Origin of the sequence: Candidatus Poriferisodalis sp., assembly GCF_965215815.1 — a bacterium.
GTDB lineage: Bacteria > Actinomycetota > Acidimicrobiia > Acidimicrobiales > Poriferisodalaceae > Poriferisodalis.
Genome location: NZ_CBDCEO010000012.1, coordinates 277,028 through 301,065 on the forward strand (window position 1 = coordinate 277,028; position 24,038 = coordinate 301,065).

The following is a 24,038-nucleotide window of genomic DNA, read 5'->3' on the forward strand; positions in this document are numbered from 1 at the left end:
CGCTTGGATCAGGTCGCCGCGGCGGCGTCCTCTGCCTCGGACCGCTCCACCGGCTCGAGCGGCAATTCCACGGTGAACTCGGTGTACTCGCCCGGCTCGCTGTCCACCGTGATCTGACCGCCGTGACCTCGCACGATGTCGTTTGACATCGCCAGTCCCAGCCCCGTGCCCTCGTTGGTGGGCTTGGTGGTGAAGAACGGTTCAAAGATCCGCTGCGCGACATCGGGCGGGATGCCGGTGCCGTTGTCGCGTACGGAGATCACCGCCGACTCGTCAGTCCGGCGGGTGCTGAGCCAGATGGTCGGGAAGTAGGGCGTGTCGTCGCCGTCGCCCATCGTGACCATCTTGCCTGGTTCGCCGCCGAGCTCCCGCCACCGCTGGTTCGCGGCGTAGCCGGCGTTGGTGACCAGGTTCAGGAACACGCGGCCCATGTCCTGCGGAATGACCTGCAACTCGCCCACATCGGGGTCGAAGTCCCGCTCGATGGTCACATTGAAATCGGAATCTTGTGCCCTGGCGCTGTGGTACGAGAGCATGGCGTGCTCGTCGAGCAGCGCATTGATCTCCACGGGGCGTGACTCGCCGCCGCCCCGACCCATCATGAGCATGCTTTCTACGATGCGATTGGCCCGTTCGCCGTGTGAGCGGATGCGATTCAGGTTCTGCTTGAGGTCGCCCGTGATCTCGGTGATGTAGTTGGCTTGGTCGTCGGCCGGCTCCGGGTCGGCGATCGCCTCGAGCAGTTCTTCGAGAAGCTCGTCGGACGACTCGGCGAAGTTCTTTACGAAGTTCAGCGGGTTCCGGATTTCGTGAGCGACGCCAGCGGTCACCTCGCCGAGGGCTGCCAACTTCTCGTTCGCCACGATCTGGTCCTGGGCACGGTCGAGGTCGGCAAGTGTCTGGGACAGCTGCTCGTTGCGCTCGCTCAGCTGGTTGGCGAGCTCTTCGACGAGGTTGAGCCGCTGCACCTCGAGAGCGGCCTCGCGGAACTGCTCGAGCGCGTCTGCCATCTCGGCCACTTCGTCCCTGCCCCTCGTGTCGACGGGGGTTTCGAGGTCGCCGCCGGCCAGGGCCCTCATGCGGTTAGACAGCTGGCCGACGCGCCGCAGGATTCTCTTGCCGACAAACAGCCAGCTGATGAGCAGCGCGCCGAGAATACCGACAATGCTGATGACGATCAGCAGCAGGCGCCCCGTGCTCACGGCCTGTGCCGAGGCGTCAGTGGCCGAATCGACATCGGTCTGCACGGCGCCGACGAGCGACTCGATCTCGCTGACCAGCGCCACTCCCAGGTCCTGGTTCTCGGCCAGCAGACGGCGCTGGGATTCTTCGATCTGCAAGCGCCGTGCCATGACGTCGAAGACGCTGCCGTCGTCGAGTCCCAGAGTGAACAGGCGGTCAACCGCTGGTCGCAGTTCGGTGCCGGCTACGTCGTCGAGGGTGGCGACGCTGATCTCAATTCGATCCCTCGCCGACTCGAAGCTCTCTCGCAGCGGCTCGATCAACGCCGACTGGGACGCGCTGAACGCGCTGGCCAGCAGTTCCGCCGACTGGGCCACGTCGCCGCCCACTGCGGACCAATGGCGGTACAGCCGCACTTCCTCGTCGGACCTGTGAATGGCCTCGGGCACGGCCGGTGTGTCCAGATCCCGTTGACCGGCGACCAGATAGAAGAGTTGGTCGTCGAGCGCCGGCACGATCTGGCGCTCAAGGTCTCGCACGGCCGCATCGGCCTCAACCCTGAGCTCATCTGCCTGCCGCCCGAGCGTGAAGTACTCGGGCATCTCGGACTCGATGGCGTCAATATTCGAACTGAGCTGCGCGGCGAATCCACGCATCTCACCGAGCCACATCGAGCCGGTGCCGCGCTGCCACAGCAAGTCCAGCTGCGTCTCGAACTCGCCTTGCGCAGCTGTGATCTCACCCACCACTATCGAAAAGCCCTCGGGCGTCGAGGACGCCAGCCGCGGGCCGCCCGCCACGAGGCGGTTGCTGGACTCGGCAACGCCGAACGCTGCGCTCAGCTCCGGGATGGCTCCATCGGTGACCTCTTCCTCCGCTTCACCGACACGGGTGAACGAGATCCAGGCGACGACGCTGGCGGCCAGCGTCAACAACAGCGGGGCAGCGATGCCCGCGTACATCTGGGTCGAGATGCGGTGATGAATTGCGGGCTTGCGGTGTTCATGTACGCCGTTGGTGCCCCCGGATCCGTCGCCGGATGTGGCGAGAGGCTGTACGTCGACAGCAGACCCGTCGGTCTGGGCGGCCGCGTCCGGCTCGGCGGCGCCGTTGTCCGGGGTTGTCTCTTCGGTGGTTGCTGCGTCGGTCATTGATCTGTGCTCGTCAACGTGTCGAGGGAGCGGTAGAAGCCGTCAGGGCCGATCTGGGTGACGAACACGGCGTCGGAGCCCTGGTTGTCTTCGGTGACGCTCTCGCCGTCACCGAAGTTCAGCGTGAAGCCGTCGATGTCGAGTTCGTCGGCGCCCAAGATGGCGTCCAGGAAGCACTCGCGGTTCACCGAGCTGCCGCATTGCTCCAATCCTGCGATCGCGAGCCTTCCTGCGATGTAGCCCTCGAGCGACACGAAGCCGGGTACCGCATCGGGGTCCTGCTGACCCAAGGCGGCCAGATAGGCGGCCACGACCGGCGTGGATTCGTCGAACGGGAACGGCACGACTTGGGTGACGAGCACGCCTTCACCGTCGGCACCGAGCTGGTTTGCGAGTGCATTCGCACCGACGAACGAGAGCGTGATGAACACGGGGTCGAACCCGGTGTTTCGCGCCCAGGTGATGAGGGTGCCTACAGGTCCGTATGCGCCAACCATGATCACGGCCTCGGGATTGCCTGACCTCAAGTCCAGCAGAGCGGACTTGATGGCTGTGGTGTTTCTGGGATAGAAGCCGATTGCGACGGGCTCCATGCCACGCCGGTCCAAAGCGGCGAGGGCGCCGAAGTAACCAGCCCGACCGAACGAGTCGTCCTGGAAGAGCACGGCGATTCGTTCGAGACCCAGGTCCACCGTCAGCCGTTCCACCATCTCCTCGGTCTCCTGGGCGTAGGAGGCACGGAGGTTGATGATGTTCGTCCAGTCGTCGTTCCGCAGGAATCCGGCCCCGGTGAACGGCGCCACATACGGCACATCGGCCGCAGCAGCCACAGGGGTGGCTGAACGGGACGTCGGCGTCCCCACGGCGCCGATCAGGGCGAACACCCCCTTGTTCTCGATGAGCTCGCGTGTGTTGGCGATGGCTGCTTCGGGCTCGTAGGCGTCGTCGAGCGACACGAGTTCGAGGAGGCGCCCGTTCACGCCGCCGGCCCCGTTGGCCTCATTGAACGCCGCCAGGATCCCGAGTTCCATTCCATGGCCGAGTTCTTCGGCAGGTCCGCTCAGCGCGGCCGATTGGCCGAATACCACCCGATCGTCGTACACGCCGGTCTCGATGTTCGGTGTCTCCGGAACGGTTGGGCGAGCCGGCGTCGCAATCGCGTCACCGGAACCCCCGCCATCATCCCCGGCGCCGGTATCCGATCCATTGCAAGCGCCGAGCAGCGCGGCGACGCCGATTGCAAGGACCGCCGCCGAGGCGCCGGCGCGCTGTCGCGACGACAGTCGCAGGCGCGGCGGCGTTCTGTCAGGCACCAGCCCGGGCGACCAGCGTCAGGTGGTTCTTGCCCTCGGCGTGCTTGTATGCGAGATCTTCCGCCATGGTGCGCACCAGGTGCAGACCTAGACCGCCGATCGACCGCTCCTGCAGGGGCAATTCGGTGTCGGGCGATGGCTCGTCGGTCAAAGGATCGAACGCTGCGCCGTCGTCGACGATAGTGATCGTGACCGAGTTCACGCCGCTCTCCAACGTGATCTCGATGTCGCTGAGGCCGCTGGTTCGCCCGTGCGTGAGCGTGTTCAAGATGAGTTCTTCGAGGATGAGATTGGATCTCAGGATGAGATCCGGCGCCCAGTCGTCCAGCTCGGCCATTTCCTCCACGAACGCGACGATTCGTGGGAGCGCCTCTGCTGCCGCGGCGCCTGGCACGGGGGTGATGTTCAACGAACGTCGCATGGGCGGTGCTCCGTGTTGGGGGCTCCCCGGCGCATGGCTGCGCCCAAGAGCAAGTCAGTCGGAACCCTGGCAAGGCCGAGTGCGCCACTCATGCCGAGGCGCTCCGGTGCAGAGCCAAGCACGTGATGTCGTCCGAGGCGGGAGCTTCGCCGGCAAATTCCGCTACCGCGTCGAAGATCGCGGTCATTGCTTCCTTGGCGTTCTGGGGCGGTTTGCCGGCGAAGATCTGCAGGAGTCGTTGGAGGCCGAACTCTTCTTGGTCAACGCTCATCGCCTCGCTGACGCCGTCGGTGTACAGGACGAGGGTCTCGCCGGGCGCGAGTGTCATCTTGTTCTCTGTCAGGTTCTTCGCAAAGACCGCTTCAGGGGCGATGCCCAAGGCGATGCCGCCGGTTGCGGGCATCTGATGCGCACTGCCATCAGCATGGACGACGACTGGCGGGTCGTGCCCCGCACTGGCGTATACCACCTCGCCGTTATTGGGGTCGTAGACCGCGATGATGACGGTCACGAACATGAAGGTGGGGTTGTCCGCTTGCAGGACACGGTTCGCTTCGATCAGTGCTTCCCGCGGCGAGCCGGTGCCGATGGCAGCGCCCTTGAGGGCTGTCCTGCTCGACATCATGAACAGCGCTGCTGGGATGCCCTTGTCGGACACGTCGGCGACCGTTGCGAACATCCGGTCAGTCGGCACAGCGACGTAGTCGTAGAAGTCGCCGCCGATGTTGCGAGCCGGCACCATGTTGGCGTTGATCTCATACGCCGACGTCGAAGGGAAGTCGACGGGCAGGATCGATTGCTGCACGTTCGAAGCGATGTCGAGCTCGTTCTGGAGCGTGACGAGCTTGTCGCGTGATGCGGTGGCCTCTCGCCATTGCCGGAGGTGCTCGACGGTGCGCTCGATCGTGATTTGCAGGTCGTCGAAGTCGACGGGCTTCGTGACGAAGTCGAAGGCACCGCGATTCATGGCAGTGCGGATGTTGCCCATATCGCCGTAGGCGGAGATGATCACTGCTCGCAGGTCGTGATCGATCGAGCCAAGCTGCGACAGCAGGGTCAGCCCGTCCATCTGGGGCATGTTGATGTCCGACAGCACCAGGTCGATGGTGTCGTCAGCCCGCAGCTTCTCCAGCGCCTCCAGGCCGTTGCCCGCGAACACAAACTCGTACTTGCCACTGCGAATGTGCCTTCTCATCCGCTGCAGGACGAGCGGTTCAAGATCAGGCTCGTCGTCAACGACGAGGATGCGCCAGGCCTTGGACATGGGCGTGACTACGCCAGTTGCGCCGTCGCCTCGTCGAGCGTCCCGTACACCGTGATGATCTGATTGAAACCGCTGATCCGGAACACTTCGTCGACCGAGGCTGCGAGGGAGCAAACGGCAAATGGCGTCGAACTGGTGCCGAGATGCTGTGCGATCAGCAGCAGCACACGCAGGCCAGCACTGCTGATGTAGTCGATGCCGCCCATGTCGAGGATGACGCGGTTGTCATCGCCCGAGAGAGCTGCCATCAGCGCCTCGTGGAATTCGGCGGAATTCGATCCATCCACCCGGCCCGCGGGACTGATCACGTTTTTGCCTGCGTCCCGCTCCTGTGCGAGTTCCATATTGTGCAGCCTCCTGCGCAGCTACGAGATGCGGAATGACCGCATCCTGCCAACCCCGGGGCCCGCCAAGGCAGGTGCGCCAAGACTTGGCCTTACGTCGGCGCAACTTACTACACGCCCCGCGGTATCCACCTATCAGTGTGCTTCATGGATGCGTGGGGCTTTCTGTGCGTCCGGTCTCTTAGCCTGCGAGTGTGGGCCTGCGTCCTGAGGGGGGATCGGTACCGGATGTGCCGGGGAGCTACCAGTTCTTGGACGCGGACGGGCGGATCATTTACGTGGGCAAGGCGAAGAGCCTGCGCTCGCGCCTGAACAGCTATTTCGGTGATCCCAGGGGGCTGCATCATCGCACCGCCCAGATGGTTGCGACGGCCGCTTCGGTCGAGTGGATCGAGGTGTCCACCGAGGTCGAGGCGCTCATGCTCGAGTACAGCCTCATCCAGCGGCATCAACCGAGGTTCAATGTCCGGCTGCGGGACGACAAGTCGTATCCGTTCCTGGCGGTGACACTGCTGGACGAGTGGCCTCGAGCGATGGTCATGCGTGGGCGTCGCAAGCGTGGCAATCGGTACTTCGGACCGTATGGCCATGCGTACGCCATCCGGGAAACACTCGACCTGCTCTTGCGAACCTTCCCGATCCGCACGTGCAGCGACAGCAAGCTGGCAACCCATCAGCGGCTCGGTCGTCCTTGCCTGCTGTACCACATCGAGCAGTGTGCCGGACCGTGTGTGGGCGAGATCGGGCGGGATGCCTACGACCGGCTTGTCCGGGATTTGGTTCGCTTCCTGGAAGGCGACACCGACGCCATCGTCAACGACCTCGAACAGCGCATGGCCGACGCCTCGGTGGAACTCGAGTTCGAACTGGCCGCTCGCCTGCGGGACCGTCTTGCCAGCGTTCGTCGGGCGATCGAGAAGCAGCAGATCGCCGGGACCCGCAACGAGGACTTCGATGTCATCGGCATCAGCGACGACGAGCTCGAAGCAGCCGTGCAGCTGTTTTTTGTGCGCAAGGGGCGGGTGATGGGCCAGCGGGGCTTTGTGGTGGACAAGGTGGAAGAACTCGACGGTCCGCGGTTGGTGGCGCGGGTGCTAGAGCAGCTGTATCACGACGAGAATCCGCTCGGCTGGCCGAAGCTGGTGCTGGTGCCTGAGGTCCCCGCGGAGGTAGGCCTCTACGAGGAATGGCTGAGCGGGCAGCGGGGATCTCGGGTTGCCGTGCGCATCCCGCAGCGGGGCGACAAGCGAGCGTTGATGGAGACCGCACGGCACAACGCTCGCGAGTCGCTCTCGCGGCACCGCTTGCGCCGTGGAACCGACCACAACAGCCGCGCCCGAGCGCTGAACGAGCTGGCGGAGCACTTGGATCTGCCGCGGCCGCCGTTGCGCATCGAGTGCTACGACATGAGCCACCTGCAGGGCACGAACTACGTCGGCTCGATGGTGGTTCTGGAAGACGGCCTGCCCCGTCGCAGCGAATACCGCCACTTCCGCGTTCGCAACGTTGCGGGCAATGACGACTATGCCGCCATGGACGAGGTGCTGCGCCGCCGGTTGCGGAACTACTTGACCGAGCGGGAGCTGCCGGCGCCCGAGCAGGGGCGGTTCGCGTATCCGCCCCAGTTGCTGGTGGTGGACGGCGGCAAGGGGCAGCTCGGCGTTGCGACGGCGGTGCTCGACGAGTTGGGGTTGCGGGAGCAGATCCCGGTGTGTGCGCTGGCCAAGCAATTCGAAGAGGTGTTCGTACCGGGCCGGTCCGAGGCGTTGCGGATCCCTCGCCAGTCCGAGGCGCTGTACCTGCTTCAGCGGGTGCGCGACGAGAGCCACCGGTTCGCCGTGTCGTATCACCGGCGGCTGCGGGGCAAGGCGATGAAGCGCGGGGTGCTCGACGGGATCACGGGCCTAGGAGACAAGCGACGGGCGCGCCTGGTGCGTGAGTTCGGCAGCGTCGGTGCAGTCAAGTCGGCTACCGAGGAAGAACTGCAGTCCCTGAGCTGGCTGCCGGACGCCGTTGCGGAGTCGGTCTACGCCGCCACCCATCCCGCCGCCACAACCCAGCCCACCGATGCGTTGGCCGGTTCCTGAGGCAGCCTGCGCTGCCCGAGCCCCAAGGTGAACCAGTGCTCTGCACGACAGCAATCCAAGACAACCAGCCAGCGCGGGGCCATGGTTGAACCCTTCCTCCAAGTTCGAGCTGCGTATTCGCTTCCTGAACTTGGACACCCTCGCCCCTCAACAGACGGACTTTCCAGCAGGCGGACCCCCTCCCTTGAATTCATCATCAAGCGGTGCAGTCCCCCGCTGGCTCAGTCACCCCAAGTCAGCCGCCGACATCGCCTGATCTCTCCGCAGTGCCGGCGGCGGGTGGTGGTTAGGGGGCTCTGGGTTGGCGGCTGGTTGTCCAGGTGCCGTCGGGGTTGCGCTCGATCATGAGTTGTTGCGTGTGCAGGTCGTGGTGGTGTGCGTGGCACAGCAGGGCGAGGTTCGCCAGATTGGTCGGCCCCCCGTGCGTCCAGTGCCAGATGTGATGCGCGTCGCAGCGTGACGGCGGGGCCTTGCAGCCTGGCCACACGCAATGCCGGTCGCGTGCGATCAGTGCCCGCCGCAATCGAGCCGACACCGTCCGTCGTGCACGGCCGATATCGGCGCTGCCGCCGGGGCCGTTGAGCATGATCGGGATGATCTCGGCGTCGCATGCCAGCTTGCGGACGATCTCGGGCGCCAACTCTGTTCCAGCGTCAGTAGTGCCCGCTGCATCGGTTTGGCCGCGCAGCGCCTCGTACTCGATCAAGACCTGCACCTGCACGTCAGGCCGCGCCGACCCGAAAGCCGCATGCGCCGCTCCCGCTGGCCCTTGCGGCGACGCCTTCCCATTCGCCTCCCCGGGGGGCTGGCCAATGAGCTTGGCTATTGCTTTGGCATCGGCTTCGCTGAGGGTCACGCCGCACAGCAGGTACGCCAGCGCGTCGGCGTCTCGCTGGGCGGGGGTGCGGCGCCCCACCCCCAGGTGCTTGTCGTCACGCCACATCGCCTGGGAGATCGCCGACAGCGCCGCTCCGGCCCGTGCAGCGATCTCGGGATCGAGCAGCGCGCCGATGCGCAGCATCCCGTCGTCGTCGGTGCCCCACTGCGCCCGACGCTTGGCTCGTTGTCGGGCGAACCGCTGCTCGGCGGTTTCGGAACGGTGCTCGGCCTCGGCGGCTCGCACACGGCGCTTGGTCTGGTCGGTGCCCTCGGACACAGCCTCTGCGATCAGCTGGTGACGCACCTCGTCGGGCACTCGGGCATCGCACAGCGACTCGGCCTGCTCGGTGTTGATGTCGCCCCCGGCCAACGCCTCCATGACCGGCTCGCACCGCTGAGCCTTCGCCGCAACCCGGCACAGCTCACGTGCGGACCGATCCGACACGCCGGTCGCGTCGCGCACCGCCTCCCGAGACGACGCGCCCCGCAGCCCCTCGGCTACACCCGCCGCATCCAGCCCAGCCAGCACCTCGACGCGGTAGCCCGCCACCTGATTCACATGACGCTCGACGCCGCCCAGCACCTCGGTCAACGCCGCAACACCAAGCGAAGCAAGCTCGGGGCGACTCAACCGGGCGAGGCACAACCCGCCCGACGGCACCTGAGCGCCGGAGGCAACCTCCAGCACCGAGGCAGTGGCACCGACCTGCGACTCCAGCACGTCCGCCGATTCCTTCAACATACGAACAACCGTACTGAGGGGCTGTGACAAGTATAAGAACGCCCCGAAACAGCCCATAAGCGCAGCAGCGACGCCCGCTCGCCATCGCCGGCGGCGCACCGGTACCCGCAGCCGCAGACGATCAGCCCACGACGACCAGCCCCAGACCATCGATCCGACACGATCGACCCAATACGATCGGCGCGGTGGCTGAGGGGCCAGAGTTCGTCATCGTGGCTGGCCTGTCAGGCGCGGGCCGCTCCACGGCGGCGAATGCGCTCGAGGACGTCGGCTGGTTCGTCATCGACAACCTGCCGCCGCATCTCATCGGCGATGTCGCCGACATGGTGGCCCGTCCCGGTGCCCGCCTGCGCCGCGTGGCGCTGGTGGCAGGCACCCGGGAATACCGGGAAGATTTGGTCACAGCAGTCACGCAGCTGCGCGAGCGCAACGCGTCGGTGCGAGTCGTGTACCTCGATGCGCCCACCGACGTGCTGGTACGGCGCTACGACGACACCCGGCGCCGCCATCCGCTGCACACCGGCGATCTTCCCGCCGTAACCCCTCCGGAGAACCCGTCTGGCGCGGAGCCGGTCGCCGACTCGGTCGTCGACGCCATCGAGCTCGAGCGCGAATTGCTTGCCGACGTGCGCGAGACCGCCGATGTGGTCATCGACACGGGCGATCTGAACGTTCATGACCTGCGCGACCGGGTGCGCGACGAGTTCGGGACCCCTGGCGACGATCCTCAGATGCGAACGGCGGTCATGTCGTTCGGGTACAAGCACGGCGTGCCAAGAGAAGCCGACCTGGTGTTCGACTGCCGGTTCCTGCCGAATCCGCACTGGGTGCCCGAACTGAGGCCCTACACCGGGCTCCATCCCGGGGTGCGCGAGTGGGTGCTCGGCCAACCGGCGACCGGCACCTTCTTGGAGCACCTCATGCCGCTGCTCGATGCGCTGCTGCCGTCCTATCGCACCGAGGGCAAGTCGTACCTGACGATTGCGCTGGGCTGCACGGGCGGTCGGCACCGCAGCGTGGCCATTGCCGAGGAAGTCACCCGCCTGCTGGCCGACGAGGGCCACGATCTCCACTGCCGCCACCGCGACATCGCCCGCTGAGCGTCCTCGAACAGAAGCTTCAGGCGATGCGTTATATGTGTCAAACGCATGAAATAATGTGTTGACATCATGTCTGACTTCGTCTCGCAGCGCCTGTCCGTCGTTGAGGGGCCTGAGGATCGGGAGGGGCATTAGCCCATGCGACGCAACCGTGAGATGTGGATGGATTCTGAAGCGCACTCGCATGCCCGGCCGTATCCGAGACCGCGCTGGCGGTTGGCTGGGGCTGCTGTGCTAGCGCTTGCAGGCGTGCTCGTGAACCCCGGGGGGGGGGGGGGGGATCGCGGCATCGAGCTATAGCGGCATTGAGAGAGCGGACCGCGCAGCCTCGGTCGACACGGACAAAGGCCTGGAGGGGGAACTCGGCGAGGACGGGGACACGGACGGGAACGGAGCAGGGCTGTCGATACACCTCGCCGAGGACCCGGCGGTCTGGCGGGGAACCCTGAGCGTGGGCAGGCTGGATGTCCACGCGGGATGGAGCGCGTTCGGAAGCTTGGGGGAGACCAGCTCCAACAGCTTCATCTGGAACCAAAGGCAGTACAACATCGGGGCGCTGTTCGCGACCGACGACGGCAAGGTACAGCTGAGCGTCTCGAGGGCTTTTCCGGAAGACGTGGTGCTTCGCCTGGGGTCGTTGGAGTTGACCTCGACGGATGCCGAGGTGAGAACGGGTCTCATTGTGACGGCATACATCTGGACAACGGGCGACATGGGTTGGCAAGTCGGGGACTACGTCGAGGCCTCCATCGTGCCGGTGGCGCGTGACGGCGATGCAGGCAACGGCACGTTCGAACTGGACTGCGACGCGGATGGGCTCGCTGAGGGCGCCGCCCTGAACTGCACGCTGGCCTATGACGGCGCCGGCGAACCGCATTGGCCTGCGGTGGCGCTGTTGAGCCGACCGGACCTAGGCGGCAGCGTGTCGCTGCGCGGTACCGACGCCGATGTGGCCATCGGCACAGTGACGCAATTGCCGCGCTTCGCTCGGGGCGAGGACGAGGTAGCCGGCGAGCGGGTGGAGTACGTGCTGGCGTATTGGAACGGTTACAAGGCCGTGTCGAGTCCTGTGCAGTTCTCCATCGATGTCGCGGCGGATGAGATCGTCGAGGGCGAAGAGGCCGTGTGGCTGAGTGTGGGATATGCGCCCGAGAACCACGGCTATCCGGACCCATCCCGCAAAGCCCAGCGGGACATCGGCGCCTTGGTTGCCTCCAGCGTGGAGTTGCCTGTCGCCGAACTCTCCGATGTCACCGATCCTGCTGCTGATTACGACCCGGTGGCCTGGCTGGACGACTTCGAGTTGAAGTGCGAGGCCCGCAGCGTGGCCGAGGGCGGGTCGGTGCTGTGCCAGTTGGTAAACGCGGGAACAGAAGCGGCGGCGTGGCCGCTGGTCGCGCTGTTGCACAGCTCACAGGACGCCCAGCGGGCGCTGGTTGCGGGCTCGACCGCAGATGTCGAGTTCGGGGTCCTGCCCGATGCGACGGCGCAGCTTGGCAACGTGTGGGTCGGCGAGCATCTGATCGGGTATTCCTGGTTGGACTGGTCCGGCTTGGCCAACCCCTTCGATGAGAAGACGTTTGCGGTGCACGCGGTGGACGACAGCGATTGGGAGCCCGAGGAGTTCTTCGCAATCGGCGTGTGGGACAACGGGACCAACAACATCGCGGGACTGTTGTCCAACAGCGTGCAGTTCTCCGTTCCCCAGAGCGATGCCAAGAGCAGCGACGGGACCCTGGAGAGCCTGCAGGTGCGAGCACTGGGGTCCGCCGAGGACCTGATGGGGAGTGCGCCGGTGACCACAGATGCCCACCGGGTCGACGTCGGCCATGAGGTCGTCGAGGTGGTCGTGTCGCCCACGCCGACCCATCCCACCGCATCGGCGACGGTAGGGGGCCAGCCCGACGCACCTGGCGGTGTCGCGGTGGGCTTGGCCGTGGGCTCGAACCCGGTCTCGGTTGTCGTGACCGCCGAGGACGGCAGCAACCGCACCTATGGGCTTGATGTGGTGCGGGCGGACAACAGCGGCGCTGGCAACTCTGTGGTCAGTGTCGACGGGTTCACGTTGAGCTGTCCGCGCTCGCTCAGCGCAGCCACCGCCGAGCACACCTGTGTGTTGGCCAACACGGCCGATGCCGCCAACGAGTGGCCGGTTGTGGCGATCCTGAACAGCTCGTTCGACGAGCATGCCGCGGCACTGACGCGTGTCGACCCCGATCAGACCGCAGGGATTCGGCTGTCCGACGATCCGGTGGCGGACCTGGACAACTACAACTACGGATACGGCGAGTTGCTGCCGCGCACTGCCACGGGCGACTACCGGGTGTTCCACTACGAGAGATTCGACCCGCAAGGAACGGCAGCCGCAGGCGCCGAACGCGACGTGAGCCTCAGCATCGACGACGGCACCGCCATTGAAACGTCGCAGGTCTTGTATGCGGCCCTGGCACTCAGCGATGCCACCGGACTCGCCGAGCTGGTCGCGAACAAGATCCCGATCACCATCAACCCGGCCGCCGGCACCGGCCACGACGACCCAGCAAACGATGCAGTCGACGGCTCGGGTCCCAATAGCGGGCAGCAAGAATCTGCGACCAGCAGCAGGCCGTTGATTCACTTCACCAAAGAAGCACACGAGCTGTTTCCCAGATCCCTGCTGTGGCACTCCGGCAGCGGCGACATCGATCTGGATTGGACCTACACCGGAGCGCCGGACCGTCGACGCCACTTCTACTTTGACGTCGTCGGGCTCGATGTCGCCCATGTTGAGCCGTCAGATCTCCGGTTCAAGGTGGAAGCCGAACCCGACAAAGAGGTGCACCAATACAAGTTCTGCCACCGTGAGTCGAAATTCCAGAACCCGGCCACCGATGACGGCTGCCATACCGTCGGCGTCGGCGTGCTGCCTGCCAGCGGCCAGCTCCATATGTACATCGACGGGAAATACAGCCATAAGCGCTCCATGAACTTCTTCCTTTCGGACTTTCCGCGCCATCAGATCGAGCTGTCTGCTGAAGACACCGACTCCGGGTTGAAAATCCACCGCGATGTGTATATCGAACCGCCTGCCGAGGCGGCGGACTGCGACGTTTTTCCCGAGCTGAATTTAGAGCGATACAACTGCCTCTTCCTGGGAGAGCTGCTGCCGCAATCGCTGGAAACCACACAGGAATATCTCGACGAGCTCCCTAACCTGGTGCAGCCAAGCGACAACTACCGGTTGGTATTCAGCGAAGAGTTCGAACACTGCAATGACGATGACGAGCTGGACCCAGCGATATGGAGTATCGGCGCGGCACCGTGCAAGACCGACGGTGAGAATGTGTCGCCCTGCCAGCACTTCACTGACGGCAATTTCTATATGACAGCTTTCGAAGAATGCGCCTCGGCGCGGACCGAAATCGGGAATTCGTCGACCAAGAGCACTGCGACACTCGATACCCAGGGAAACGTACGATTCAAGTACGGCTATTTGGAAGCGAAAATAACGATTCCCAGGCTGGCAGCCCACGGTTACTGGACAAACCTAGCCGTCTATCTCGGCAACGCCACCAGGGACCGGCTCCATCATCATGAACGCTACGGAATCGTTGTCGACAACATCGAGCAGCTGACGACCACCCACAGCACGGAAATCGACCTTTTCGAATTCTTGCCCGGTCGCAGCGGGGCAACCATCCACGCCCACCAGTATCGGAATTGGTTCGCGCGCTATTTTGTTCCAGAGCTTCAGCCCATCGTCACCCACAGAAACATACTTTTCTGCTACGCCGGTAACAAGACATTGCCGCGGATCTACCAACTGGACACTGGCCGTGCAGTCGCTGGCGATTGCGACAGCGAGTTTCTTGAGAATACGCCGGTGACGATGACGATCGGACTGGAGTGGACACCGCGTGGCTACAGAAGCTTCTTGAAAATCGCGGATTTCCACGACGATTGGGAGATCACAAGAAAAGAGAACATCGGTATTGGGTACTACCCAATTCAGTGGAGACGGAGCGACGGCACGGTCCAGTGGAATGGACGCAACGTGGCCTACGAAGGCAGCGAACGCGACAAGTTCTTCGAGTTCCTGATTCCGGGCGACCCTAATTCGGTTCTTGAGCAAGCAGGGATCTCCCATGTCCCGGCGTCCATCTACATCGGAAACAGCCAAGCAACGTCGACAAACGGCCGCAGTGCGCAACCGGGAATCTTGATCGACTACGTCCGCGTCTTTCAGCCTCAGAACAACTACGGCGACATGGATCCAGTATTCCAGTAGGTGGCACCACCGCTGCGGGTACAAGATGTTCAGCCAACGGCACGCAGGCGGACGCCGTCGAGGAAAACGCCGCTTGCGACCATGCGTCCGCTAGACAGCTAGCGACAGAACGAGCCGGGGCGCAGGCAGCCCGCCAGACTCGCCGAGCGAAGGGACGACAGCAGATGAGCGTGCGCGTGGGCGTCAACGGCTTCGGCCGGATTGGGCGCAACTTCTACCGGGCGGCCGACCGCCCCGGCTGCGACATCGAGATCGTGGCGGTGAACGACCTCGGCAATACCGCCACGATGGCTCACCTGCTGAAGTACGACTCGGTGCTGGGCAACCTGCCGAACGACATCGCTGCCACTGACGGCGGCATCTCGATCGACGGCAAGGTGCTGCCGGTGCTGTCGGAGCGAAACCCTGCCGATCTGCCGTGGGCCGACTACGGGGTGGATGTGGTGGTGGAATCCACAGGCATCTTCACCTCCCGCGACAAGGCGGCCATGCACCTCGACGCTGGTGCCCCGCTCGTGGTCGTGTCGGCCCCTGCCTCGGGCGCTGATGCCACATTCGTCGTGGGCGTGAACGACGCTGAGTTCGACCCCGCAGCGCACAAGGTGGTCTCGAACGCCAGCTGCACCACGAATTGCTTCGTCCCGATGGTGCAGGTGCTCGACCAGGCATTCGGCGTGCAGCAGGGCCTGATGACGACCATCCACGCCTACACCGGCGATCAGTCGCTTGTGGACGGACCGCACTCCGACCTGCGCCGAGCGCGCGCCTCAGCGGTGAACATCATCCCGACATCGACCGGTGCGGCTCGTGCGACCGGGCTGGTGCTGCAGGCGATGGCAGGCAGGCTCGACGGCACCTCGCTGCGTGTGCCGATCCCCGATGGCTCTATCACCGACTTCACGGCGATGCTCGACGCCAGTCCCAGCGTCGAAGAGGTGAACGAGGCCTTCGCAGCCGCCGCAGCCAGCGGACCGCTTGCGGGCGTGCTCGAGTACTCCGAGGATCCGCTGGTCAGCAGCGACATCGTGGGCAACCCGGCCAGCTGCGTGTTCGACGCGGGCCTGACGATGGCGATGGGCAGCATGGTCAAGGTCCTCGGCTGGTACGACAACGAGTGGGGCTACTCGAACCGGCTTGTGGACCTCGTGGACATCATCTGCAACCGATGAGCGATGTCGGCACGCTGCCGGCGCTCGAGGATCTCGAGCAACGGCTTGGTGGCCTTGACGGCCGGCGGATCCTCGTGCGTTGCGACTTCAACGTTCCGCTGCGCGACGGGTCCGACGGGCGGCCAGAGATCACCGACGACCTGCGCATCCGAGCGGCACTGCCGACATTGCGCTGGCTGATTGGACGGGGCGCCGCTGTCACCGCGTGCTCGCATCTGGGCCGCCCCGGTGGCACGCCCGAAGAGCGGTACTCGCTGGCCCCCGTCGCCCAGCGTCTCGCTGAGCTCGCACCCCGAATCAGCCTGGCGGAGAACCTTCGCTTCCATCCAGGCGAGACCGCCAATGATCCCGCATTCGTGGACGCACTCGTCGGTGGCGATATCGGCACTCCGTTCGGCGGGGCTGGCAGCACGGCCCCGTTCGACGGCTACGTGAATGACGCCTTTGGTGCAAGTCACCGGGCGCACGCGTCCATCGTCGGCCCGCCGCAAAGCCTGCCCAGTGCTGCAGGCCGGCTGCTCCACCGGGAAGCCGAAGTGCTCGGCGGCCTTCGCGCAGACGCCAAGCGACCCTTCGTGGCCGTGCTGGGCGGGGCAAAGGTGAGCGACAAGCTCGGTGTGGTCGAGACGATGCTGTCGGTGGTCGACACGCTGGTCATCGGCGGCGGCATGTGCTTCACATTCCTGGCCGCAATGGGGCATCGGATCGGTGATTCGCTCTGCGAGCCGGACTTCATCGAGGTGTGCAAGCGTTTGCTCGACGGCGGCGCCAACATCGTGCTGCCAAGCGACATCACGGCGCTGGATCCCGGCGGCACCGTGCGCCAGATGCGGCGCAGCCTGCCCGACGGCTTCCGCGGCCTCGACATCGGACCCGGCTCGGCGGCGGAATTCGACGACGTGATCGCTGGAGCCCGGACAGTGTTCTGGAATGGCCCGATGGGACTGTTCGAAGACGACCGGTTCGCCGCCGGAACCCGTGCGGTCGCCCAGTCGATGGCCGACTCCCGAGCCTTCTCCGTCGTCGGGGGTGGTGACAGCGCTGCCGCCGTGGCCCAATTCGGCCTGGCGCCGTATATGGATCACATCTCGACCGGGGGAGGCGCAAGTCTCGAACTCATCGAGCACGGCGACCTGCCCGGCCTCGCGGCGCTGCGAGACTCGCCACAGCGGTGAGCCAGTCGGGGAGAGGGACGATGAGTCGAACGCCACTGATCTCGGGCAATTGGAAGATGCACCTCAACCACCTCGAGGCCATCCAGCTCTGCCAGAAACTGAGCTACGAACTGGCCCGGCACCGCTACGACCAGGTCGAGGTGAGCCTCCACCCGCCCTTTGTGGACCTGCGGTCATGCCAGACCGTCATCGACGCCGACCGCCTCGAGTTCAAGCTCGGCGCACAGAACTGCCACGACCAGAATCAGGGCGCTTTCACCGGCGAGGTCTCGCCAACCATGCTGGCCAAGCTCGATGTGACCTATGTCATCGTCGGCCACAGCGAGCGGCGGGCCCTCTTCGGCGAGACCGACGAGATCGTCGCAGCCAAGGCCGCAGCAGTGGGCAAGCAAGGCATGACCCCGATTGTCTGTGTCGGCGAAACGCTCGAAGAACGCGAAGCCGGCCGCGCCACCAACGTCGTGACCACGCAGCTCCGCGGCAGCCTCGCCAAGCTCACCCGTGCGCAATTTGAAACGCTGGTGGTGGCCTACGAGCCAGTGTGGGCCATCGGCACCGGCCGAAACGCCTCCCCAGAGGACGCCCAGGACATGTGCGCCACGGTGCGTAGCGTCGTGAACGACATTCGTCCCGGCGCAGGCGAGCAGATCCGCATCCAATACGGCGGCTCGGTCAAACCCGTCAACGCCCCCGAATTGCTCCGCCAGCCAGATATCGACGGCGCCCTCGTCGGCGGCGCCTCCCTTGACGCCACCCAATTCGCCCGAATCGTCAACGCGGCCAGATAGCGCCTGCACGGCGCGCGGATCGCAAACGAAATGAGGCGTGTGTGGCGCCGGCAGCGGCGGTCAGGGGGCCGAACCTAGAGTCACGGCGTGTCTCCTGAAAGCCAGTTTCCAGCCGCTGACTCCGGTGGTGGGCGCCCGTCCCTTTCGGACGGCCTCGTGGCATTCGTGAAACGCGACTGCCCGACGTGCCGCGATATCGAGCCGGTGCTCGCCGAGCTCGTCGACCATGCCATACGCAGCGGAACCCGACTCACCGTGTTCACCCAGGACGACCCCGCCTTTCCAGTGGGTGTGACGGGATCGTCGGCGGATGTTGTTCACGATGCTGACCTCTCCGTGTCGTGGCATCACGAGATCGACACCGTCCCCACACTCATGGCGGTGATGGACGGCCGCGAGATGGCCCGCACCGTGGGGTGGGACCGTCGCGGCTGGGAGGCGCTCAGCGGGGCTGATGATCTTGGGTCGGAACTGGCCGAGATGCGGCCTGGTTGTGGTTCGCTCTCGGTCGACCCGTTGCTGGCCGACGAGCTGGCGTTGCGTTTCGGGGCGACGTCGTTCACGAGTCGTCGTGTGGAGCTGGCCTCTGCTGAAGATCCAGTCGAGGCTGCCTATGACCGCGGCTGGTCCGACGGGTTGCCGGTGGTGCCGCCGACCGAGGCACGAGTGGCCGCCATGCTGGCGGGGACCACCCGGGCTCCCGACGAGATCGTGGCCGTGGTGCCGCCGACGCTGGCCGAGTGCACAGTGGAAAAGGTCGCGGTGAATGCCGTCATGGCTGGCTGCAAGCCCGAGTACCTGCCGGTGGTACTTGCGGCCGTCGAGGCTGCGTGTACTGACACGTTCAATATGCACGGCCTGCTGTGCACGTTGTGGTTCTCAGGGCCGATCGTGATCGTGAACGGTTCGATCCGTCGTCGCATCGACATGAACACCGACAAGAACGCTCTCGGCCAGGGCAATCGCGCCAACTCCACCATCGGACGAGCGTTGCAGTTGGTGATCCGCAACGTGGGCGGCGGCAAGCCTGGCATCGGCGGCATCGACCGTTCGGCACTGGGGTCGCCCTCGAAGGTGGGCTGGTGCTTCGCCGAAGACGAGGAGGGCCTGCCCGACGGCTGGCCGCCTTTGTCGGTCAGCCGGGGCTCCGAGCCCGGACAAGACACCGTGACGCTGTTCGCCGGACATGGCCCGATCGGCTGCATCGACCAGATCTCACGCACACCCGACTCGCTCATCCGCACGATCGCACAGCAGCTCCTGTGCGTCGGCAACCGCAAGCTGCCGAGCGAGGCGATGCTGGTGATGACGCCCGAGCACATGGCAACGTTCGGCGACGCAGGCTGGACACGGCAGCGCTTCCACGAGGAACTCGATCCATTGCTGGCGATGGATCTCGACTTCGCCATTCGCGGTGCCGGTGGCATCGAAGAGGGTTTGCCGGAATCTCTCGTGCAGCGCTTGGGGGGCACCACGCAGGTCCGCACTGCAGGCTCCGACGAGGCCCGCGACGCTAACGACGGCGACGATCACGGGCTCGTCTTCGGATCTACCGAAGGTTCCTCCGGCGGCAGTCTGCGCAAGCTTCCGCCGTGGTCGCCGATGGTCGTGACCGCAGGCGGGGGAGCGGGCGGCTTCAGCGCCATCATCGAGGGATGGGTGCCCGGAGCGAAGGGCAGCACGCCAATCACCCACCCGATCCGCCCGTAGGCGCCTCCCGCACACAGAGCGGGTGCCGTGCGGGCCTAGCTCCAGAGTGAGCAGATCGGGATCGCCTCGATACGGTCGCTGAGGTGATAGCGGGCCGGGCCCGTGTGCAGCAGGGCGCCCGCTTTGAATTGCTGTCCGAGCTCGTCGCGCAGCCAAGCCAAATGCCGAGCGTCGGCGGGCTTTGGAGCGCTGTGGGCCTTGATCTCGATCGCGACGAGACCGCGTGCTCCGAGGTCGGCGATCACGTCCACCTCGTGGCGACCGTCACGGTCGCGCAGATGGTGCAGCTTCGGTCGACTCGGATCCACGACTGCCTCGGCACGGAGCTGGTTCACCACGAACGTTTCGATCATCCGGCCGAGCAGGTCGCCGTCGCTCATGACCAACTCGACGTCGGCGCCGACGGCCGCGCCCCACAAGCCGGTGTCGGCGATGTAGCGCTTCGTTCCGCGGGCCAGCCGCTTGAGACGATTGCTGCTCCATGCGGGAAGCTCGGCGATGACGCCGAGGTCGGTCAACAGCCTCGTGTATGAGCGGGACGTGCGCCGGTCCAGGCCGGCTGCCTCATAGAGGGTGGCGTCGTTCACGATCCCGGCCGAGTTCAGGGCATAGGCCGCGAAGAAGGTACCCAGACGCACCGGGTCGCGGCCGTTGCCCGAGCCAGCGCGACCGTGGGTCAGAAGCTGTTCGACGTAGCTCTCGAGCCAGCCTCTGCGGACGTTGCCTTCGAGCTCGACGGCTGGTTCAGGGAATCCGCCTCGCAGCGCGATCTCTGCGTAGCCGCGCAGGTCGGGTGGGTCGGCGGGCAGCTGGGGCGGATCCCCAGACAAGAGCCCGTCTATGAACGGATGGCCGGATCGCGAGATCTGTTCGCGCACCGTGAGCGGGTGCATGGCGACCCTGATGAGCCGGCCGGTTCCCGGCCACAGAGCCGGGTCGGCGTCGGACTGCGCGGAGCCCGTCAGAATGAATCGCCCCGCACGGCGCTCGGTGTCGACGGCGCGTTTGACGGCCCCGAGTACCTCGGGGCACGCCTGCCATTCGTCAAGGAGTACCGGTTCTGGACGCTCCCGCAGCGCCGCGTCGGGATCTGCCCTGAATGGGCCGGCCTCGCGCTCGTTGTCGAGGCGCACGACGCTGGCAGCGTGCCGCAGCGCCGTCGTGGTCTTGCCCGAGGCGCGTGCTCCCGTGATCATCATTGCGGGCGCGGAGTCGAGGATCTCGTCGATCCAAGGATCCACCAAGCGCTCTAGGTATGCATCCACGCTCGTATATTACTGCTATTGCGCACCTGTCGATGTCGGTTTAGCGCACGTGTCGATGTCGCTTTGGCGCAGGTGTATGTGTCGGTTTGGCGCACTCACCGCCGAACCGACCTATGGGCTCAGGGAGCGGTTGGTTCGAGACGGCCTCAACTACCTGGGGAGTCCAATTTCGCGAGCGGTAACGCGATGCGCCGTACACGGAGCGGGCGCGGTGCGCCGGTAGCCTTCTGGCCCGTGATGACATGGATCGTCGGCGGGATTCACCTGCTGTCAGCCTTCGGTTTGATTGGCCTCGTGCTGTTGCACAGCGGCCGTGGCGGCGGCGTATCCGACATGTTCGGTGGCAGCGTCGGAACCACTGCTGCGGGCTCGACGGTCGCCGAGAAGAACCTCAGCCGGATCACGGTCGTGGTGGCCGTGTCGTTCGGCTTCACCACGCTGATACTGGGTCTACTGCTCGCCTAGCGGCACGGGCCTATTGCTCGCCTAGCGGCGACGGGCTTGCTGCTCGCCTGATCGCCCGGCCCGGCCGCGCACCGGTATTGGTGCCGTCCCGCCAAACCGCCCTGCCATTGACTACGACGAGTTCGATTCCGCGCGCCGCCTGCTTCGGCTGTTCGAAAGTGGCGGTGTCGATCACGGTCTCTGGGTCGAAAAGGACGAGGTCGGCCATCGCACCGGCCTCCAGTACGCCCCGATCCGCCAGACCGAATCGTCGGGCCGGCAGCCCAGTCATCTTGTGCACTGCTTCTTCCAGCGAGAAGATGCCTTCGTCGCGTGCATAGTGGCCGAGCACCCGCGGGAAGGTGCCCCACAGGCGCGGGTGGGGGAACTCGTCGTGCGGCAGGCCGTCGGAGCCGATCATGGTGACCGGGTACGCCAGGATGCGGCGCACGTCCGCCTCGTCCATCATGAAGAAGATCCCGCCGGCGGGCAGCAAGGCGTCCACCGTGGCCTCAGGGTCGAGACCCATCTCGGCGGCGATCTCGGCAAGGTCCCGCCCGGCCGCCTCAGGCTGCGCTTTGGACCAAGTCACCAGCACTTTGCTGGCGTCCGCCAGCTTGGTTGAGCCCAAGGTGGTCGAACTGGCGATGTAGGGGTAGGCATCAAGCCCGATTTCTTGGCGGTGCCTTGCTGTTTCGATCAGCGCAAGGGTCTCGTTTGAGCGGCCGTGGTTGGCCTGCCCAGAGCACTTGTGATGTGAGATCACGATCGGCACGCCCGCTTCGCGGCCGATAGTGAATGTCTCTTCCAACGACTCGGTGACACCGTCGGCTTCGTCCCGCATGTGGGTCGTGTGGATGCCGCCCGCTGCCCGGACCGCTCTAGCCAGCTCGATGATCTCGGGAGTCGGCGCAGCGGCGGCCGGGGCGTAGTAGAGACCCGTCGACAGACCGATGGCACCGGCCTCCAGTGCTTGTTCCAAACGGCCGCGCATGGCCGTGATCTCGCCGCCGGTCGCCGGGCGGTCCAGCGTGTCCATGGCCTCGACCCGCAGGGAGGCGTGGCCGACCAGGCAGAGTGCGTTGACAGCCGCCGGGTCACGGTCAAGAGCAGCGAGGTAGTCGCCGAAGTCTGCGAAGAACCCTTCGCCGTCCTCGCAGACGAGATCGAGCGGTGCCGGCGGCCGTCCGGTGGTTCGCAGCGGCGCCAAGCTGACTCCGCAGTTGCCGGTGATGACCGTGGTGACGCCCTGGCTGACCTTGGGTGTCATGAGGGGATCGACCAGCAGCGCACGGTCGTCGTGGGTGTGCACGTCGATGAAGCCGGGTGACACCGCCTTGCCGCCAGCATGGATCTCGACGGCGCCAACGGCATGGCCGAGATCGCCCAGCCCGACGATCCGGTCATCGGTGACGGCAATGTCGCCATGGGTCGACGCACCGCCGGTTCCGTCGATCAAGCGGGCGTCGCGGATGATTAGGTCTGCCTTGTCGATCACAGCTATGGGCCCTTTCCGGTCCAAGTCAAGGTCGCGAGTTCACCACGTATCGTTCGGGTCGTCTGCGACAAGGAGCCCACATGGGACGTCACGCCATCAAGACCCCTCCGCACCACGCCAGCTGGCCGGAGTACCTGGCGATCTGGCAGGCCGCCGACGAGATCGAGGTCTTCGAGTCGGCGTGGAACTGGGATCACTTCTATCCCTTGGCGCCGCCGTACGACGGACCGAACCTGGAGGGCTGGACGATGCTGGCAGGGCTGGCGCAGGCCACGACGCGGATCCGTCTCGGCGCCATGGTCAACGGCATGCATCACCGCCATCCGGCGGTAACCGCCAACATGGCCGCCACGCTTGATCACATCTCGAATGGTCGCTTCGAGCTGGGGATGGGCGCCGGCTGGAACTTCATGGAGAGCGACGCCTACGGCATCGATCTCGGGCCGCTGAGGGACCGCTCTGACCGGCTCGAAGAGGGCATGGAGGTCATCGTCAAGCTGCTGACCGAGACCACGACTACGCACAAGGGGCGATTCTTTGAGCTCACCGACGCGTGGTGCGAGCCGAAGCCGATCCAGGAGCGCATCCCGATCGTCATCGGCGGGCAGGGCAGGATGCGGACATTGCGCACCGCAGCGAAGTACGCCGATCAGTGGGACATGACCTTCCCGGCCGATGTCGCAGCGTGGCAGGAGCTGGACGAGATTCTGCGGGCGCACTGCGAACGCGTGGGCCGTGACGAGGCCGAGATTGACCGGTCCGTTCACCTGGGCTTCGAGGCCGACGGCGACATCGACAAGGCGGTGGCTGGAGCGCAGGACTTCTTCGATGCTGGGGTCGACATCGTCGTGTGGTCGTGGCGAGGCGAGCTCAATCCGGTGAGTCTCGACGCGCTGGCGACGGCGATCGACGAGGCCTGAGCTCCGCCGGACGACTGACCCTGCAGCGCTATGCTGATGCGCTCCGCTGTGGCCCTCAAGGGGGCTGCGATGCAGCGATTTTGGGTTTTCATGTCGGAGTGGCGGAATTGGCAGACGCGCTAGATTAAGGATCTAGTGCCCGAAAGGGTGTGGGGGTTCAAGTCCCCCCTCCGACACAAACAGGTGCTCGGTGTCGAAGCAGAGCTTGAGCCTCTACGTCTCGCAGTGGCGTTCGATGAGCTCGCCGAGGTGATCTGGTCGTATCCCGACGCCAAACCGCATGCCACGCCGGTCGGTTGACCTTCGCAACGGTGCCGTG

The 24,038-nt window shown here is 65.4% G+C and carries 18 protein-coding genes and 1 tRNA gene; 11 read left to right on the forward strand and 8 right to left on the reverse strand.

The features are described 5' to 3' along the window. Positions 1 to 8: 8 nt before the first annotated feature. The 5 genes from ACOOHB_RS03295 to ACOOHB_RS03315 all read right to left on the reverse strand — a co-directional run bounded on the left by ACOOHB_RS03295 (position 9) and on the right by ACOOHB_RS03315 (position 5,675). Positions 9 to 2,333, reverse strand: a complete 2,325-nt coding sequence (locus ACOOHB_RS03295; RefSeq protein WP_420443393.1) for a sensor histidine kinase — start codon at positions 2,331 to 2,333, stop codon at positions 9 to 11. Beyond that, positions 2,330 to 3,646 carry an ABC transporter substrate-binding protein gene (locus ACOOHB_RS03300; protein WP_420443394.1) on the reverse strand — a complete coding sequence of 439 codons (1,317 nt, stop codon included), beginning with the start codon at positions 3,644 to 3,646 and terminating at the stop codon, positions 2,330 to 2,332. The genes ACOOHB_RS03295 and ACOOHB_RS03300 overlap by 4 nt, the downstream gene beginning before the upstream one ends. After that, positions 3,639 to 4,067: an ATP-binding protein gene (locus ACOOHB_RS03305; protein WP_420443395.1), complete on the reverse strand. Its 429-nt coding sequence runs from the start codon at positions 4,065 to 4,067 to the stop codon at positions 3,639 to 3,641. The genes ACOOHB_RS03300 and ACOOHB_RS03305 overlap by 8 nt, the downstream gene beginning before the upstream one ends. 88 nt (positions 4,068 to 4,155) lie before the next feature. Continuing rightward, positions 4,156 to 5,331, reverse strand: a complete 1,176-nt coding sequence (locus ACOOHB_RS03310; protein ID WP_420443396.1) for a PP2C family protein-serine/threonine phosphatase — start codon at positions 5,329 to 5,331, stop codon at positions 4,156 to 4,158. Between the two features lie 8 nt (positions 5,332 to 5,339). Next, the gene (locus ACOOHB_RS03315; RefSeq protein ID WP_420443397.1) at positions 5,340 to 5,675 is read right to left on the reverse strand and encodes an STAS domain-containing protein; all 336 of its coding nucleotides are present in this window, start codon (positions 5,673 to 5,675) and stop codon (positions 5,340 to 5,342) included. A 194-nt stretch (positions 5,676 to 5,869) separates the two neighbouring features. Between ACOOHB_RS03315 and uvrC the strand changes: the two genes are divergently transcribed. Continuing rightward, a complete protein-coding gene (gene uvrC, locus ACOOHB_RS03320) occupies positions 5,870 to 7,762 on the forward strand; it encodes an excinuclease ABC subunit UvrC (protein WP_420443398.1) in 1,893 nt (630 codons plus the stop codon). 286 nt (positions 7,763 to 8,048) lie between these two features. Here uvrC and ACOOHB_RS03325 read toward each other — a convergent pair whose 3' ends face one another. Continuing rightward, a complete protein-coding gene (locus ACOOHB_RS03325; RefSeq protein ID WP_420443399.1) occupies positions 8,049 to 9,383 on the reverse strand; it encodes a DUF222 domain-containing protein in 1,335 nt (444 codons plus the stop codon). A gap of 185 nt (positions 9,384 to 9,568) precedes the next feature. On the opposite strand from ACOOHB_RS03325, the gene rapZ reads away from it, so the two are divergent. The 6 genes from rapZ (at position 9,569) to ACOOHB_RS03355 (ending at position 19,592) form a co-directional block, all read left to right on the forward strand. After that, positions 9,569 to 10,483: an RNase adapter RapZ gene (gene rapZ / locus ACOOHB_RS03330; RefSeq protein WP_420443400.1), complete on the forward strand. Its 915-nt coding sequence runs from the start codon at positions 9,569 to 9,571 to the stop codon at positions 10,481 to 10,483. Positions 10,484 to 10,934: 451 nt separating this feature from the next. After that, positions 10,935 to 14,750, forward strand: a complete 3,816-nt coding sequence (locus ACOOHB_RS03335) for a cadherin-like beta sandwich domain-containing protein (RefSeq protein ID WP_420443401.1) — start codon at positions 10,935 to 10,937, stop codon at positions 14,748 to 14,750. A gap of 164 nt (positions 14,751 to 14,914) precedes the next feature. Beyond that, positions 14,915 to 15,919, forward strand: coding sequence for a type I glyceraldehyde-3-phosphate dehydrogenase (gap, locus tag ACOOHB_RS03340; RefSeq protein ID WP_420443402.1), 1,005 nt, complete (start codon positions 14,915 to 14,917; stop codon positions 15,917 to 15,919). A gap of 14 nt (positions 15,920 to 15,933) precedes the next feature. Next, the gene (locus tag ACOOHB_RS03345) at positions 15,934 to 17,094 is read left to right on the forward strand and encodes a phosphoglycerate kinase (protein ID WP_420444646.1); all 1,161 of its coding nucleotides are present in this window, start codon (positions 15,934 to 15,936) and stop codon (positions 17,092 to 17,094) included. 20 nt (positions 17,095 to 17,114) lie between these two features. Next, positions 17,115 to 17,882, forward strand: a complete 768-nt coding sequence (gene tpiA / locus ACOOHB_RS03350) for a triose-phosphate isomerase (RefSeq protein WP_420443403.1) — start codon at positions 17,115 to 17,117, stop codon at positions 17,880 to 17,882. Positions 17,883 to 17,969: 87 nt separating this feature from the next. After that, a complete protein-coding gene (locus tag ACOOHB_RS03355) occupies positions 17,970 to 19,592 on the forward strand; it encodes a thioredoxin (protein ID WP_420443404.1) in 1,623 nt (540 codons plus the stop codon). Positions 19,593 to 19,627: 35 nt separating this feature from the next. Here the strand turns inward: ACOOHB_RS03355 and ACOOHB_RS03360 are convergent, their stop codons facing one another. Beyond that, complete coding sequence (locus ACOOHB_RS03360) at positions 19,628 to 20,857, reverse strand: ATP-binding protein (RefSeq protein WP_420443405.1); 1,230 nt, start codon at positions 20,855 to 20,857, stop codon at positions 19,628 to 19,630. Between the two features lie 237 nt (positions 20,858 to 21,094). Here ACOOHB_RS03360 and secG point away from each other — a divergent pair, with 237 nt between their 5' ends. Beyond that, positions 21,095 to 21,322 (forward strand): preprotein translocase subunit SecG, encoded by a 228-nt coding sequence (secG, locus tag ACOOHB_RS03365; protein ID WP_420444647.1) that lies wholly within the window; start codon positions 21,095 to 21,097, stop codon positions 21,320 to 21,322. 10 nt (positions 21,323 to 21,332) lie between these two features. Here the strand turns inward: secG and ACOOHB_RS03370 are convergent, their stop codons facing one another. Next, positions 21,333 to 22,805 carry an N-acyl-D-amino-acid deacylase family protein gene (locus tag ACOOHB_RS03370; RefSeq protein ID WP_420444648.1) on the reverse strand — a complete coding sequence of 491 codons (1,473 nt, stop codon included), beginning with the start codon at positions 22,803 to 22,805 and terminating at the stop codon, positions 21,333 to 21,335. A gap of 74 nt (positions 22,806 to 22,879) precedes the next feature. Here ACOOHB_RS03370 and ACOOHB_RS03375 point away from each other — a divergent pair, with 74 nt between their 5' ends. The 3 genes from ACOOHB_RS03375 to ACOOHB_RS03385 all read left to right on the forward strand — a co-directional run bounded on the left by ACOOHB_RS03375 (position 22,880) and on the right by ACOOHB_RS03385 (position 24,019). Further along, positions 22,880 to 23,719 (forward strand): TIGR03560 family F420-dependent LLM class oxidoreductase, encoded by an 840-nt coding sequence (locus ACOOHB_RS03375; protein ID WP_420443406.1) that lies wholly within the window; start codon positions 22,880 to 22,882, stop codon positions 23,717 to 23,719. A gap of 92 nt (positions 23,720 to 23,811) precedes the next feature. Further along, a tRNA-Leu gene (locus tag ACOOHB_RS03380) sits at positions 23,812 to 23,895 on the forward strand. Beyond that, entirely contained in the window at positions 23,855 to 24,019 is a 165-nt protein-coding gene (locus ACOOHB_RS03385; RefSeq protein WP_420443407.1) for a hypothetical protein, read from the forward strand. Before ACOOHB_RS03380 ends, ACOOHB_RS03385 begins: the two co-directional genes overlap by 41 nt. Positions 24,020 to 24,038 lie beyond the last annotated feature (19 nt).

What these genes read in the sequence shown, in the direction of transcription:
- ACOOHB_RS03295 (WP_420443393.1), bottom strand. Translation starts at nt 2,333, where the DNA reads ATGACCGACGCAGCAACCACCGAAGAGACAACCCCGGACAACGGCGCC.
- ACOOHB_RS03305 (WP_420443395.1), bottom strand. Translation starts at nt 4,067, where the DNA reads ATGCGACGTTCGTTGAACATCACCCCCGTGCCAGGCGCCGCGGCAGCA.
- ACOOHB_RS03310 (WP_420443396.1), bottom strand. Translation starts at nt 5,331, where the DNA reads ATGTCCAAGGCCTGGCGCATCCTCGTCGTTGACGACGAGCCTGATCTT.
- ACOOHB_RS03315 (WP_420443397.1), bottom strand. Translation starts at nt 5,675, where the DNA reads ATGGAACTCGCACAGGAGCGGGACGCAGGCAAAAACGTGATCAGTCCC.
- ACOOHB_RS03325 (WP_420443399.1), bottom strand. Translation starts at nt 9,383, where the DNA reads ATGTTGAAGGAATCGGCGGACGTGCTGGAGTCGCAGGTCGGTGCCACT.
- gap (WP_420443402.1), top strand. Translation starts at nt 14,915, where the DNA reads ATGAGCGTGCGCGTGGGCGTCAACGGCTTCGGCCGGATTGGGCGCAAC.
- tpiA (WP_420443403.1), top strand. Translation starts at nt 17,115, where the DNA reads ATGAGTCGAACGCCACTGATCTCGGGCAATTGGAAGATGCACCTCAAC.
- secG (WP_420444647.1), top strand. Translation starts at nt 21,095, where the DNA reads ATGACATGGATCGTCGGCGGGATTCACCTGCTGTCAGCCTTCGGTTTG.
- ACOOHB_RS03375 (WP_420443406.1), top strand. Translation starts at nt 22,880, where the DNA reads ATGGGACGTCACGCCATCAAGACCCCTCCGCACCACGCCAGCTGGCCG.